The sequence below is a fragment of the Mangrovibacter sp. MFB070 genome, assembly GCF_000705335.1.
GTDB classification, from domain to species: domain Bacteria; phylum Pseudomonadota; class Gammaproteobacteria; order Enterobacterales; family Enterobacteriaceae; genus Mangrovibacter; species Mangrovibacter plantisponsor.
The window spans coordinates 48,163-61,490 of record NZ_JJMI01000008.1; the positions used below are offsets into that span (position 1 = coordinate 48,163).

Annotated in this window: 13 protein-coding genes; 3 read left to right on the forward strand and 10 right to left on the reverse strand. The window is 52.3% G+C overall.

The genetic code is table 11. The annotated features are described in order from the left end of the window. The first annotated feature begins 144 nt into the window (after nucleotides 1-144). Both DT73_RS03010 and DT73_RS03015 read left to right on the forward strand, forming a co-directional pair. Nucleotides 145-876: a response regulator gene (locus DT73_RS03010; RefSeq protein WP_235234382.1), complete on the forward strand. Its 732-nt coding sequence runs from the start codon at nucleotides 145-147 to the stop codon at nucleotides 874-876. Nucleotides 877-977: 101 nt separating this feature from the next. After that, entirely contained in the window at nucleotides 978-2,279 is a 1,302-nt protein-coding gene (locus tag DT73_RS03015) for an ATP-binding protein (RefSeq protein WP_036103725.1), read from the forward strand. Nucleotides 2,280-2,350: 71 nt separating this feature from the next. Here DT73_RS03015 and DT73_RS03020 read toward each other — a convergent pair whose 3' ends face one another. The 5 genes from DT73_RS03020 to DT73_RS26535 are packed head-to-tail and all read right to left on the reverse strand — an operon-like array spanning nucleotide 2,351 to nucleotide 7,279. Beyond that, on the reverse strand, nucleotides 2,351-3,802 hold the full coding sequence (locus DT73_RS03020; RefSeq protein ID WP_036103727.1) for an efflux transporter outer membrane subunit: 1,452 nt from the start codon (nucleotides 3,800-3,802) through the stop codon (nucleotides 2,351-2,353). A gap of 3 nt (nucleotides 3,803-3,805) precedes the next feature. Next, nucleotides 3,806-4,528: an ABC transporter ATP-binding protein gene (locus DT73_RS03025; RefSeq protein ID WP_036103729.1), complete on the reverse strand. Its 723-nt coding sequence runs from the start codon at nucleotides 4,526-4,528 to the stop codon at nucleotides 3,806-3,808. Further along, nucleotides 4,525-5,664, reverse strand: a complete 1,140-nt coding sequence (locus DT73_RS03030; RefSeq protein WP_036103732.1) for an ABC transporter permease — start codon at nucleotides 5,662-5,664, stop codon at nucleotides 4,525-4,527. Before DT73_RS03030 ends, DT73_RS03025 begins: the two co-directional genes overlap by 4 nt. Next, the gene (locus tag DT73_RS03035) at nucleotides 5,648-6,835 is read right to left on the reverse strand and encodes an efflux RND transporter periplasmic adaptor subunit (RefSeq protein WP_036103734.1); all 1,188 of its coding nucleotides are present in this window, start codon (nucleotides 6,833-6,835) and stop codon (nucleotides 5,648-5,650) included. The genes DT73_RS03030 and DT73_RS03035 overlap by 17 nt, the downstream gene beginning before the upstream one ends. 15 nt (nucleotides 6,836-6,850) lie before the next feature. Then, nucleotides 6,851-7,279 (reverse strand): hypothetical protein, encoded by a 429-nt coding sequence (locus DT73_RS26535; protein ID WP_200874769.1) that lies wholly within the window; start codon nucleotides 7,277-7,279, stop codon nucleotides 6,851-6,853. Between the two features lie 319 nt (nucleotides 7,280-7,598). On the opposite strand from DT73_RS26535, the gene DT73_RS03045 reads away from it, so the two are divergent. Beyond that, a complete protein-coding gene (locus tag DT73_RS03045) occupies nucleotides 7,599-7,853 on the forward strand; it encodes an EF-hand domain-containing protein (protein ID WP_036103737.1) in 255 nt (84 codons plus the stop codon). Nucleotides 7,854-8,001: 148 nt separating this feature from the next. Here DT73_RS03045 and proX read toward each other — a convergent pair whose 3' ends face one another. The 5 genes from proX to DT73_RS03070 form a co-directional block, all read right to left on the reverse strand. Continuing rightward, nucleotides 8,002-9,009: a glycine betaine/L-proline ABC transporter substrate-binding protein ProX gene (gene proX / locus DT73_RS03050; RefSeq protein WP_036103740.1), complete on the reverse strand. Its 1,008-nt coding sequence runs from the start codon at nucleotides 9,007-9,009 to the stop codon at nucleotides 8,002-8,004. Between the two features lie 519 nt (nucleotides 9,010-9,528). Continuing rightward, nucleotides 9,529-10,206 (reverse strand): SDR family NAD(P)-dependent oxidoreductase, encoded by a 678-nt coding sequence (locus DT73_RS03055; protein WP_036103744.1) that lies wholly within the window; start codon nucleotides 10,204-10,206, stop codon nucleotides 9,529-9,531. Beyond that, nucleotides 10,206-10,682: a YhcH/YjgK/YiaL family protein gene (locus DT73_RS03060; protein ID WP_036103747.1), complete on the reverse strand. Its 477-nt coding sequence runs from the start codon at nucleotides 10,680-10,682 to the stop codon at nucleotides 10,206-10,208. The genes DT73_RS03055 and DT73_RS03060 overlap by 1 nt, the downstream gene beginning before the upstream one ends. Nucleotides 10,683-10,692: 10 nt before the next feature. Continuing rightward, nucleotides 10,693-11,859 carry an exo-alpha-sialidase gene (locus DT73_RS03065; RefSeq protein ID WP_036103750.1) on the reverse strand — a complete coding sequence of 389 codons (1,167 nt, stop codon included), beginning with the start codon at nucleotides 11,857-11,859 and terminating at the stop codon, nucleotides 10,693-10,695. A 1-nt stretch (nucleotide 11,860) separates the two neighbouring features. Beyond that, a complete protein-coding gene (locus tag DT73_RS03070) occupies nucleotides 11,861-13,276 on the reverse strand; it encodes a sodium:solute symporter family protein (protein ID WP_036104099.1) in 1,416 nt (471 codons plus the stop codon). Between the last annotated feature and the right edge of the window lie 52 nt (nucleotides 13,277-13,328).

Below are 13,328 nucleotides of genomic sequence, written 5' to 3' on the forward strand. Positions count from 1 at the left end.
ACAGTTCAGTTTTAACCAGGCATTGGGATAGCGGGTGTCTGCCCGTTTATCCCGCCGTGTAAGACGGTGACATATTTTCCCGCTTTGGCCTGTTAGCCCCGGGTGCTACAGTCAGTCAGTAACACTCAGGTTGGAGAAACCAGCGTGACCTCTCAGGGCTTAGTGGAAAACCAGGCCAGCATCATTGTGCTGGATGACGAAAGTGAATTGCGCCAAATGTTGCAGCATTACCTGCAGGCGCATGGGTTTCGTGTCCAGGCTATTGCGGACAGCGCCCGGCTTGATGTTCTGCTGGCCCGCACCCCCTGGGATTTACTTATCCTCGATTTAATGATGACACCGGAAGATGGCCTGAGTGTGTGCCGCCGCATACGTACAGAAGGGCACACTTTACCGGTGTTGATGCTCACCGCCCGTGGCGACCCGGTAGACCGGATAACCGGCCTGGAAAGTGGCGCTGATGATTACCTCGCTAAGCCCTTTATTCCACAGGAACTGTTGGCTCGTGTCCGGGCTATTTTGCGCCGCCAGCGTATGCTGGGGGGCGAAAACCCGGCTGCGCCCAAAAAAGTGCGCTTTGGTGAGTTTGAGCTGGATCTGGCGCAGTCACTGCTGACACATTTGGGCACGCCTGTGGAGGTCAATACTGCAGAAATCAGCCTGTTGGTGGCGCTGGCGACCACGCTTAACCGCCCGGTAAGCCGCGATAATTTAATTGCCCGCGCGCGCGGGCGCAGCTATGTGGCACTTGACCGCAGTGTGGATGTGCAGGTGTTGCGTATTCGCAAAATCATTGAGCAGAACCCGTCCGAACCACGCTGGTTGCGCACTGTGTGGGGGAAAGGCTATTTGTTATCCGGTGAGGTTATTGCCTGACAACGTGCCAGTGCTCACCTGCCTTTAAGCGCTCAAACCTGCCAGGTCTTAACAAACCAGGCTTCATTCCCACCTGGTTATTCTGAGTAACAGGAGCACACATGCCAGGCTCTGTGTTCAGCAAACGCTTATTTCGGTCTCTACTCGGCCGCAACCTCGCTTTGCTTATCCCAATGGTTTTGCTCTGTTTTGCTTCTGCGTGGTTCGTGTGGATTCGCCTGGTGCAGTTTCCCCGGGTAGATGATGCAGCCGCACTGGTCAGCCAGCAGATCAGCATGATAAACCAGTTGTTCGCAACACTGACGCCCGAAGAGCGCCGCCAGCAATTAATCAATATGCATGGAATTCCTGACAGCGAACTGCCTACAGCCGCACGGCATGACAGCCTGCCAGAAGGCATGATGCTGCATCACTTTTTCGCGCAACTGTCGCGCCAGTTACCTCCCGGTGTGACACTGCATTGGGAATATGGTGAGCAGCGGCGTTTGTGGGTTCGCCTGCGTAAAGATGATGGCTGGTGGATAGCCTTTTCGGCTCAGCATATTTCCAACCAGATGCCTGCTGCCGGTGTTCTGGTCGCTTTTATTATTATGCTGTTTCCCGTTTTGTGCGCTGCGTGGATCCACTGGCGTCTTTCGCGCCCACTGAACCAACTGGCTGCGGCTGCGCGCACGGTAGCAACCGGGGAGTGGCCTGCGCCGGTTCCACCACAGGGCCCTGAAGAGCTGGCGACAGTCACCCGTGCGTTTAACCATATGGTGAGTACACTGGCGCGTAGTGATGCTGCCCGGGAAGAGATGCTGGCGGGGATTTCACATGATATTCGCACCCCTCTGACCAAGCTACGCATGGTGGTTGCAGAACCTGCGTTGTTTCAGTCCGGGCAGAAAGACGCCGAGCGTTACATTGCGGCCATTGACGCCATTTTGGGGCAGTTTATTGATTTTGCCCGTAAAGAAGATAACGAAGTGGCGCAACCGGGTAACCTCAATCACCTGGTAGAAGCGCTGGTGGCAGATTACGCGGGCCTTGGTGTGGATTTCACTGTGCAACTGGCAGAGTTACCCGAGTTCACCTGGCGGCCAGTTTCCGTTCAGCGCGCGCTGATGAACCTGATGCAAAATGCAGTGAAATACGGCCAAACGGGTTTGCATGTGTCTACGCGCCTTGAAGGGACCATGGCTGTGGTGGAAGTGGCAGATAGCGGGCCTGGGATCCCACCAGAACAATGGCCTGATATTGTTCGGCCATTTTACCGTGGTAAGGCGCGCCAGGATAAAGGCGCCGGGCTGGGGTTGTCGATTGTTGAGCGCATTGCCCGCCAGCACGGTGGGCAACTGCGTATATCTGCCTCCGCGACTGGTGGGCTGGCGGTAGCTGTTCTGTTGCCGCTGAACCGGTAAATGGGTTTGCCGCTCACGCCATTTGTCAGGGCGATTGATTCGCCCATACCCTGTTTTTCACCCTGGGTCTGTTATTCACCCAGCGCCTGGCGTAATGTCAGCCAGGCCTGCAAGGCTGCCGTTTGTGATGTGACCAGCGCCGACTGCTGCTGGTATTCACTCAGCCGGGCCTGATTTACGGCATCCTGAGTACCCATTCCTGCACTAAACCGCGCCTGTTGTTGTGCAGTAAGCTGTGCCGAAGCGGTGACGAGTCTGGTGGCGGTTTCGCTGCTGGTTTTGCTGATTTGCAGAGCGGTTAACCCTTTATCGACATCACTTAATGCCTGAATCACTGTGGCCTGGTAATTATGCGCGGCTTCTTCAAATTGTGCCGTTGCTGCCTGGTAATTTGCCTGCAGGCGCCCGCCGTCAAACAAGGGCTGAGAAATTCTGGCACCTAACGACCACAGCAGACTGCCGGAGCTCAGCAAAGAAGAGAGGCTCGATGACTCGGTACCCAGGCTGGTGGTGAGATTCAGTGACGGGAAAAAATCAGCCCGGGCGACTTTCACCTGAGCACGGGCAGCATTCAACTGGTCGGTATCACGGCGAATATCCGGGCGCTGTTTGAGCACGCTGGCGGGCAGACTGGCGGGTGTCTGAGGTAAATTCAGCGGCCAGTGTTGTGAGCTGCGTAAACCAGCCAAACTACCTGGCATCAGCCCGCACAGTACCTCCAGTGTATGGATATCGTCACTAATATGCAGGCTCATCGCCCGTTGCTGGTTATTCAGCGCAAACAATGCCATTTGTGCCTGAGTTGCTGCGGTCAGGTCGGTGATTCCCGCCGACTGGCTGGCCTGGCTGTTTTCGAATAATGCCTGTTGTACCGCTTGTTGTTTACTGAGCAGTTGTGCACTGGCCTGGTCGGCCCGCAACTGGATGTAACCCTGTGCAACCGAGGCAACCAATGATAACCGGGCGCTGCGCAGGTCTTCCTGGCTGGCTTCTGCTTGTGCCCCGGCTACATTTTCACTGGCTTGCAGTTTTCCCCACAGATCCACTTCCCAGCTCAATTGTAACGGTACCTGCCAGTCGGTGGCATAGGGTTGAGTGTCCAGAGACAGGCCGCTACTGCTGAGGGCACTTTCTTGGCCGTTGCTGCTGACTTTCCAGGGTTTATCCGTTGCGGTGGATGCTTTGCGTCGACTGGCTTGTGGCGACAGTGAAAGTTGTGGCAACCGGTCTGCATGGGCCTGGGCTGTCTGAGCCATTGCGGCGCTCAGGCGGTCTGCTGATGCGGCAATATTGGGGTTATTTTCCAGCGCCTGGTGAACCAGTGAGTTGAGTGTTGTGTCATTAAACTCAACCCACCAGTCCGGGCGCAGTTGTGCTGTTGTGGAGGCGCTGCTGGTTGCGTTAAACCGGTTGGGAATTGCCAGTGTAGTGTCTTTTGGCAGCGCAGGGGCATGGCACCCACTAAGGCTCAGAGCAATACTCAGGGCAGTCAGTGAGGCACACAGAGTGTTCATAACACGCATGGTTCAGTTTCGCTTATCGTGAGTTATCATGCTATTCATGGGGCGTTCAACTAACTGGCCGTCTTCCATTTCCAGAATTCTGTCTACCAGGTCCAGGCAGCGGTGGTCGTGAGTGACCAGCACTACTGCGGTATCTCGCTCATGCGCAATGTTATGAAACAGCGACACCACCTGCCGCCCGCGCTTGCTGTCCAGTGCTGCGGTAGGTTCATCGGCCAGTAGCAGCGGCGGGTGGTTTGCCAGAGCCCGGGCAATCGCCACGCGTTGTTGCTCACCGCCAGATAATTGCCCGGGGTAGTTATTGGCCCGGTGCTCAATTTCAAGCCAGTTGAGTAAATCCGCGAGTGTTCGGGCTTGCTGTGGTGCCGGCACATCATTGATTTCCATGGCCAGGCGAATATTCTCCTGGGCGGTAAGAAAGGGGATCAGGTTGGGTTTCTGGAAAACGAAGCCAATATTCTTGCGGCGGAAATCGCGCACGTTACCAATTGCGGCATCAGGGCCACTGGCGGATAACCCGTTAATAGTCACTGTGCCCTGGGTTGGGGATTCCAGTAACCCGGCAATCATCAGCAGGGTGGATTTACCCGAGCCACTGGGGCCGAGCAGGGCAACAACTTCACCGGCATACAGCGTGGTCGTGACATTGGCGATGGCGGTAACCTGGGTGAGGCCCTGTCCATAGCATTTGGTAATACCGCTGAGTTCAATGACTGCACGTTTCATGACAGCACCTCGCGTGCTTCCACCTGCATGGCACGGCGGATACCGAGTAACGCACCAACAATGCATAACAGCAAAACAATAACTGCAAACAGCAGGTAATCATTGAGTGTCAGTACCAGGCGGCGTGGAAAGAAAGGTGATACCACAGGAATGAGCACGGCAGCCATGGTGTAACCCAGAGCACCCAGAGCAATAGACTGCTGTAAAATCATACTGATAATGACACAGTTGCGTGCGCCAATCAGTTTGAGGAGCGCAATTTCGTGGAGTTTTTCCAGTGTCATGGTGTAGAGCGTCACCGCAATTACTACGGCGGTCACTACCAGTAAAATGGCTGTGAACAGTACTATCTGGCCCCGTAAACGCTCCAGCCTGCCATACAAAAAGACTTCTCGCTCCTGTTCGCTGGTCAGAGCGATAACGTCTCCCCAGCGGTTTACTTGTTGCTGCACTTGCTGCAGGTTGGCTCCGGGGACCAGAGTTAACAGGACTGCGGCAATATTAGCTGTTTTACTGGGCACCTGGACGCGCCCGGTATCGCGCGAGATATACACACTTTCTTCCGGGCGATGAGCCTGGATATCCAGCGCATCATTAACCGACACAGCAACCATGGGGTTACCGTTGTAGTCCTGGTAGTTTTTTGCCACACCCACCACGGTGAGAGCTGTTGTGCCGAGGCGCAGTGTGTCACCGGTATGCAGGCCGGTACTTTGGTCTGCAATGGCTTCATTGCGCCCGGCACGCAGGTGGCGGCCTGCGGATAATGGAATAGTGCTGCCGGTATCTGTTGGGTAATCCAGCCCAACCAGTGATGCGCGCACTGTTTTACCGTGCACGCTGAAACGCTCTGATTGCAAAGTAAACTGCCGGGCGGTTGCGACATCCTGTAAGGCCAGAGAGCGGCTCAGTACGCTGCGGTCAATGAGTGAGCTTTCGGCGAACGGGCCTTCGGTTCCGGCTTCAATTACCCATAAATCTGCATGGGCGTGGTCAATAATGGATAATGCATCTGCCACGATCCCCTGATACAACCCAGTCATAGCCAGCGATGTCATCAGCATTAAACCAATCCCCACGCAGGTTAGCGTAAAGCGAAACAGACCCGCGCGAATGTCTTTAATCGCGAGATTCATTTTCGCTCCTGACCGGGCTGATACGCCGCCCGGGGCGGTAGTGGGCCGGTGGCAGTACCAGGCTGTCTGGTGTTACCCCTTGTGTGATTTCACTGGCCTGTTCGGTGTGTTGCCCAATTTGCACTTTGCGCAAGACCGCATGCTCTTTGTCCAGCAGCCAAACCCAGGTTTCTCCGTTTGCATGGGTGAGCAGGTGCTCTGGCAGGGTAAGAACAGGCTGCGCACTGGTGTGGTGAAGAACTACAACCGCCCGCTCACCCAGCGCCCAGCCAGGGGGCAGGGCCGGTAACCCAATATTGGCGGTGAATTCGCGCGTGTCGCTGTCTACGCTGCGGTTTATCCGCTCCACATAGCCGTGCAGGGCCTGGTTCGGGTGTGAGCGCAGAAAAACCTCGCAACTGTCACCCACCTGGATGGTGCCCAGTACTGATTCATCAAAGCGTGCACTGATGTACAGCGATTGAGTATCGGTTAACTCAATACAGTCTGTGCCGGGGGAGATAATGTCGCCTTCACTGCACTTTCTGCCGGTAATTAAGCCGCTGAATGGCGCCACCATTCGGGTATCCGCAAGGCGCGACTGAGCGGCGCGCCATTGTGCCTGTGCCTCTGTATGGGCGTGTTGTGCCTGCTGCCACTGGAACCGGGCTGACGCCAGGTCTAGCTGGGCTGTCTGCAGGCTGGTTTTGGCATTTTCCAGGTCGCTTTGTGAAATCGCGCCTTTACCTGTGCGGGCCAGAATATGTGCGCGGCGGTCATCATCTTTGGCCTGTTGCTCGATATGCTGTTGGCGCAGCCAGTTGGTGTGTGCCGCGGCTTCACTACTCACAGCTCCATCAAGGGCGGCTTTGGCTGCCTGCTCATCTGCCTGCAATTCCTGGTCATCAAACTGGGCAAGGAGTTCACCTCGTTTGACTTTATCGCCCGTATCAACCAGCAGAGACTGCAGGCGCAATGGCGTTTTGCTGGACAGTTGTGCCTGGTTAAGTGCTGCTATTTCGCCTGCGCCGTGGAATGACTGGTGCAGGACTTCACGCGTTGGGCGAAACACCTGGGTGCGTTTAGGTAACAGATACCCAATAGTGCACAGCATGGCAGCCAGCAGCAAAAGCACGCTGATTTTGCCTGCGTTATTGAGTAACGTTTGTTTGAGAGTAACAGGCCACTGCATTATCGTTACCGTTCCTCAGGCATGTGTGGCTGGAGCAACAGACCCCGGCTCACCTTGTTGTGGAGCGCCTTGCGGCTGTTGTGGCTGCCCGGGTTGTTGTGGTGAACCTCCCTGCTGCCCTGGTTGCTGTGGTTTCATTCCAGGTTGCCCATTGGGTGCCATTGGCTGCCCGGGATGGCCTGGCTGAGAAGGCCCATGAGGGGGCCTGGGTTTCCAATACATCCCACGGGGCATTCTGGGGCCCGCAGGAGGAGGTGGTGCTGCCACTAACAAACGCGGGGGATGTGCCGGGGTAATAATAACCAGCCTGGCAGGAGAAACCAGGTTGATGTGCCCCGGCTCTTCAGCCATAAGCCTGGGTGCCACGGTTATTGACGTGCATAATAACCCCAGGACACCGATAAGCTGCTGGCATCGTTTATTATTCATTGGTTTATTATTCATGGTGCTAAGCCTTTATTAATAAATAATGAATTTCAGTTTTTAGGTTGATAATTAAGTGGTTGCTGTGTGTGGCCTGTATTTATTACCAAAAGTTTATTACCGAAAATAATGGCCTGTTGCGCTCAACTGGCCATAGCTTGCTCTGCACTGATTATTCTATTTTTATTTTCCATACTTCAGAAGTGGTGAATTATGTCATGGCATGTCACTGGTTTTATTTATAGTGACATCAGGTGACATAATTTTATTCTGGTAACCATAAATAAAATTGTGGTGAATAAATAGCGCCGCAATTCTGCGAAAATAAAAGGATGCTCCAATGAAAATACGTACATTTTTAATGGCCGGGTTGTTACTGGCTGGCAGTACCACACTGGTTGTTGCTGCCACTCAATCTGCAAGATTGGCTCAGCGGTTTTCACAAGCGGATACCAACCATGATGGTAAGCTGACATTGCAGGAAGCGCAGGCGGGCATGCCGATGGTGGCGAAGCATTTTAGTGAAATTGATACCCAGGGTACGGGCAGTATCACTCAGGCGCAGATTGAATCATTTGTCGCCGCCCACCGTTAGTATTCGCGGTGCGGTGATACACAGTGGTATGTGGTACATAAACAAACCAGAAAGAAACCTGCGGGTTTCTTTCTGGTTGTACTCTTCAGGTAACCTTTTCTGAGTTTGGTTACCCCGCAGTTGGCGGGGCGTAACACAATTAACCAGGTTATTTACCCGCGGCAGCCATAGCCTGTTTTACCCAGCCATCGAAGGTGCTTTGGTGCGCTTTAATCCAGCCATCGACCTGTTGCTGAACATCCTGCGCTGAGTCCTGGCCTTCATGCATCCGTAGATTCTGGGCGTTCACATCTGCCAGGGGGAGTTTCATAATGGCAAACAGTTTGGCTGCCGCCGGGTTTTTCTCCGCCCACTGTTTATTTGCCACAATGTGTTCGTTATTAACGGAGAAACCATAATTCTTGCCATTTGGCAGTGTGGTATCCAGCCCTTTTAATCCGCCAGGGTTGGCGGAGAATGGCACGGTGAGCCATACCACATCCTTACCCGGTTTTAATACAAAACTAACCCAGTAAGGTGTCCAAGCATAATATAATACCGGTTTGCCTGCTTTATAACGAGTCAGGGTTTCTGCAATAATTGCGGAGTAGTTCCCCTGATTCTGCTCAACAGTATTGCTTAACCCATATGCCTTTATTTGTGTGGCAATAACCGACCCACAATTCCAGCCAGGGTTACAACCGGTTAAATCGGCTTTACCATCGCCATCCGCATCAAATAGTTTGGCTATTTTCGGGTCTTTAAGCTGTGAGAGATCAGTAATATGGTATTTATCTGCTGTTTTCTTATCAATTAAATACCCTTGTGCGGCACCACTAATATAAGTCCCTTTGCGGTAAAACTTCTTGTCGCCGCCGGCCGAGTTGTACATGTCTTTCTGTAACGGCTCCCAGTTGACTGCCATATAAGTGGCATCGCCCTCTGATATGGCTGTATACGCAACGTTGTAATCCACTTCTTTGGTTGGCTGAACATCGTAGCCTAATTTTTCAAGCGCGCGGTTCACCAGTTCAGTTTGAAAGGATTCTTCCGGGAGTGGGCTTTGCACAGGGTAAACAGTGACACCTTTGCCGGGTAAGTCAGCAGCCTTTGCGGACCCGGTTGCCATCAGTACGGTGGAAATTAAGGTGAGTGCAACAGGAAAGGTCTTTTTCATGGAACGGTTCCTTATGATGTTGTGCATATTATTCTCCGCCATAGCAGAGCGGATTTATGATTTTTTGGAGCACACATCAATAATGCGGCGGCGCTGATATGCAGCAGGCGTATTATTGATTTTTGCTCATGTGGATGATGGTGAAAACAAAATTAACGCCATCAATTTTTAACGGTTTTTTGCATTGTGCTAAAATGAGGATGGGTGTTTTAGTTATCTTGTTTTTTCCTGTGTAAATATGTTGTTAATATCAACCCTACCATAATCTCTCTTCAAAGCAAGTGCTAATATTCTGCTTAATTTTCCCGGCTGGCTAACTAATGCTGGCAATTTTAACCTGCAATTGAATATAGTGTAATATTTTATTTGTTTTGAAAAATATAAAATATATCAATGCGTTAGGTTGAGTGTTTTGTGTGGTGGGTTTCGATAAATTAAAAGAATAATTCCTGCCTGATTATTGGCCTGGTAAGGTGCTGAAATGGCGCGTATAACCTTAGCGATATACGCGCACAGTGGTCAGAATAATGATGCACCACCACAAATAATGTATTCCTGGCCGGTTATTGCCCCCGCTTCTGGCGAAACCAAAAAATTGACCAGTGCAGCCACTTCTTTTGGGTCGATATAGCGGCCAATAGGGGGAAGTTTAGGGGGCGATGAAACACGGCCTGGTTGAGAGAGCATTGGTGTAAGCGTTGCACCCGGTGCAACAATATTTGCTGTTATGCCGCGGGGGGCCAATTCTGCGGCCCAACTGCGTACCATACCAATTACTGCGGCTTTGCAGGCCACATATTGTGAACGCCCGGCGGCACCATGGGCGGTACGGCTGCCAATTAGCACAATGCGCCCACCTGTGGGCATGCGTGGTGCCAGGGTATTAAGTAATACTTGTGGTGCCAGAACATGGATGCGCCACAATTGTTCACTGAGTTCGGCATCCAGCATACCCAGTGGGGCAGCAGCCATAAAACCTGCAGCATGAATGACAGCATCAACTGTTTCAAGGGCTGTTACCGCAGCGGTGAGCGCGGGTAAATCGTTCATGTCCACATTCAGGTTATGAAATGCCTGGCTCGGGTAGCTGGCCGGGCGACGGCTGATTCCTGTCACTGACCAGCCGCTTTCCAGAAGCCGTTCTGTAATGGCTGCACCAATTCCTGAACTGGCGCCAGTGACCAATGCATGTGGCATTACATGTTCTCCGAAATGAGTGTGCGTGGAATTTTAAAGACCGCCTTGCGTACCCCGGCAGGCTGCCCGACAGCACACAGTGCCTGGTGTGGCTCACCGGGGAATAAAACAGCGAAATAACCAGGTAACAGCCTGATACTCTGGGTTAAATGTGGCGAAGGAACAATAAACAGATCCGGTTTTTTCTCCACAAAGTCCGGGTGGACTTGCGGCAAAGGATCAGCATTTATCTCTTCTTCCCCATCCAGCATCAGTTGGATATCCAGCCAGTCGTTATGGTATTCCGTATGGCGTTGAGAGCCAGGCTGGGTCATTGCCGGGCCGATTGTGCAGTACCAGTCTTCACCTTCCGGTTGCCAGCGGCCATCATCACGGTGTTGCAATGCACTCAGTGCACAGTCAGGCCGGGAGAGAATTGCCAGCAGTACGCCGGGTAACCCTGCCAGTTGCAGGGTGTCAACGTGTCCAATTATCATACTTACCTCGTTATGCCATGACCCATTCTGGTGTGATGCAGACGTATTTAATCGCCTGGCGGTACCAGGTATAGGCAATGTGCAACTCACCGTTCAGGCCCTGCTTAATGCTTGGGTAGGAGAATTCACGGTTGAGCTTTTCCTGAGAGTTATTGGTCATGCAATAACCATCACCTTCGTCCAGGTTTTTCATCCATGGCCAGGTTTTGCCATTATCCCGGGAAATGGCGACAGTCATTGGTGCCCTTGGCGCACCCCAGAATGCAGTGCGCCCACTGGCGACTGGCTCGCTGCGGCTGTCATCGCCATCATCAATTTCATCGTAGAGAGATGCGCGGCGCTCCGTTGCCCCGGCTGCACTCATGTTATTAAATACCAGCGCCAGGTCGCCGTTTGCCAGTGTGGTTACCTGAACAGAGGAGTTGTTATTTGGCAGCGTGGTTGGCTCAGGAATGCTCCAGTGCCGCCCTCCGTCTTCGGAGTGGCTACGGTAAATATTGTCTGCCCATCGGCTTCTGAAAAAGGCCAGCAGGGTGCCGTCATTAGCTGGCGTGATGTTCATATGGACACACCCCAGGCTTTGCGGAACTTCTACATCCTGCCAGGTTTTGCCTTTATCGCTGGAAATTTTCACGCCGCTGATATCATCGTTACCCACCCATTTTTCACCGGGCTGTGTGCGGCAATAGAACACTGGCAACAGCCAGTCGCCATTTTTCAGCACAACGACAGGCTGGCGAATGAAAGTGCCTGGCTGGTCGAGCAGTGTGCGAATTTCTCCAAAGCTTTGCCCGAAATCCGTGGACTGGCGATAGCGAACAATCGCGGTGTCCTGGTTACCGGAGATTTGCGCAGTCCACAGTAGCCACAACACGTTGTCCGGGCTAAGGAACAACACCGGGTTTTGTTCCGAGCGGCTCGGGTCATCTGAAAGTTTACGGGCCTGCGACCATTGCTGGCTGCCTGCTGGCAACCGGGACATCCACACCGAGATATCCGCTATACCTTCCTGGGTACCGCCAAACCAGACACAAAGCACATCACCATTGGGCAGCGGCAACAAATTCGCTGCATGATTTTGCGGGCATGACGATGGCAGCATAGCGGTTGCATAAGGTGAATCACTTGCTGGTGTTTGGATTACGCCATCCCGTGTGGCACAGAAAGCTTCAGACATATCAGACTCCGTTATTACTCATTACGGTATGTGGATTTTGTACTTTGTTTTTATGAGGCACGATGCGGTCAATAACCATGATGACTGCTGGTGTTATCAGAGCGATATACATGTTGTTGATACCAAATGGGTCGCCCAGCAAGTACCACAGTGATGTCATGACACAGGCACCGATTAAACCAGCGTTGGCACCGCGCGTACTTTTGAACATCGGCGAGTAGAAGGCAATGACAGCCACAACCGATATCGACAAACGGATTGCACGGGTGAAGAACGACAGTTTAAGAACCTCAGGAACAAACAAGACAAAGATAAGGGGCAGAAAACCAATGACGAGTGAGATCCAGCGTGTGGCGCGGAACTCCTGATCAGGTGTTGGGTTTTTCATTGGCACATAGAAGTCTTTGACTACCAGAGAAGCAATTGCCAGCGCAACGGTACTGACGCTCACAAAGATAGAAGCAACCAGCGAAGTCGTTACCAGCCCTGCCAGCCAAACCGGCATGTCCTGCAGGAACACTGGCAGTGCATACAAACTGTGGATTTCCGGGTGCAGGTATTTTGCGGCGACACCAATAATGGCGATTGCCAGAGCAATGGGCAGGCAGAAGAAAAACGCAACCCAGGTTGAACGTTTGGCGGATTCAACATTTTTGGTGGACGATATCGCCTGAATAACAAACTGAGTACAGAAGATAGAGCCTACCGTACCAATCACCCATGCGACGATGGTGCCGGCACCAAAGTTGCCATCCCATGTCCAGTAGTAATCTGGCATGTTTTTCACCATAGGTGCAAAACCATGGGTTTCGTACAGAGCAAAACCAAGAATAACCAGAACACCGACATATTTAAGTGCACTGTGCAGCATTGTTACCCACGCCACGCCTTTCATACCACCAAAGGCAAAATAAAATGTACTGACAATTGCGGTAATAAAGGCGGCTTCCGGAAGATTGATTTTCAACACCGTGGAAATGGCTGCTGCACCACTGACATAGTTCCCGACATTCACCAGCAACAGCGCGTAGATCATTATCAGGGATACAATATTCTTGGTTGAACGGCCATATTTTTCAGATATTGCACCAGAAATAGTGATTTTCCCGGTGTTGTAAATCCGTTTCACCAATAATAAACCAAATAAAGGGAAACCAATTGCGGCACCAAGTACCGACCAGGAGGCAGCAACACCGGATTCAAATGCTGCCTGTGCAGTACCGATAGTGGATTTGGCACCGATATATTCAGACATCAACAAGATCCCGACAATAAAGGCCGGCATCGCTCTGGAGCCTTCCATGAAATCGCCAGAATCTTTACTGCGTAATCGGAACGTCAGCCACGTTGTAAACAGGATATAAGCAACGACGATACCGACAATATATAAGGTATCTTCAGTGGTAAAATGATTCATCATAGCCTCTCTTTTGGGCGTATCAGACCTGGGCATCCTGGGATGCCCGACT

Coding starts and splice junctions, on each gene's coding strand:
- DT73_RS03015 (WP_036103725.1), top strand. CDS start 978: ATGCCAGGCTCTGTGTTCAGCAAACGCTTATTTCGGTCTCTACTCGGC.
- DT73_RS03020 (WP_036103727.1), bottom strand. CDS start 3,802: ATGCGTGTTATGAACACTCTGTGTGCCTCACTGACTGCCCTGAGTATT.
- DT73_RS03025 (WP_036103729.1), bottom strand. CDS start 4,528: ATGAAACGTGCAGTCATTGAACTCAGCGGTATTACCAAATGCTATGGA.
- DT73_RS03030 (WP_036103732.1), bottom strand. CDS start 5,664: ATGAATCTCGCGATTAAAGACATTCGCGCGGGTCTGTTTCGCTTTACG.
- DT73_RS03035 (WP_036103734.1), bottom strand. CDS start 6,835: ATGCAGTGGCCTGTTACTCTCAAACAAACGTTACTCAATAACGCAGGC.
- DT73_RS26535 (WP_200874769.1), bottom strand. CDS start 7,279: ATGAATAATAAACCAATGAATAATAAACGATGCCAGCAGCTTATCGGT.
- DT73_RS03045 (WP_036103737.1), top strand. CDS start 7,599: ATGAAAATACGTACATTTTTAATGGCCGGGTTGTTACTGGCTGGCAGT.
- proX (WP_036103740.1), bottom strand. CDS start 9,009: ATGAAAAAGACCTTTCCTGTTGCACTCACCTTAATTTCCACCGTACTG.
- DT73_RS03055 (WP_036103744.1), bottom strand. CDS start 10,206: ATGCCACATGCATTGGTCACTGGCGCCAGTTCAGGAATTGGTGCAGCC.
- DT73_RS03060 (WP_036103747.1), bottom strand. CDS start 10,682: ATGATAATTGGACACGTTGACACCCTGCAACTGGCAGGGTTACCCGGC.
- DT73_RS03065 (WP_036103750.1), bottom strand. CDS start 11,859: ATGTCTGAAGCTTTCTGTGCCACACGGGATGGCGTAATCCAAACACCA.
- DT73_RS03070 (WP_036104099.1), bottom strand. CDS start 13,276: ATGAATCATTTTACCACTGAAGATACCTTATATATTGTCGGTATCGTC.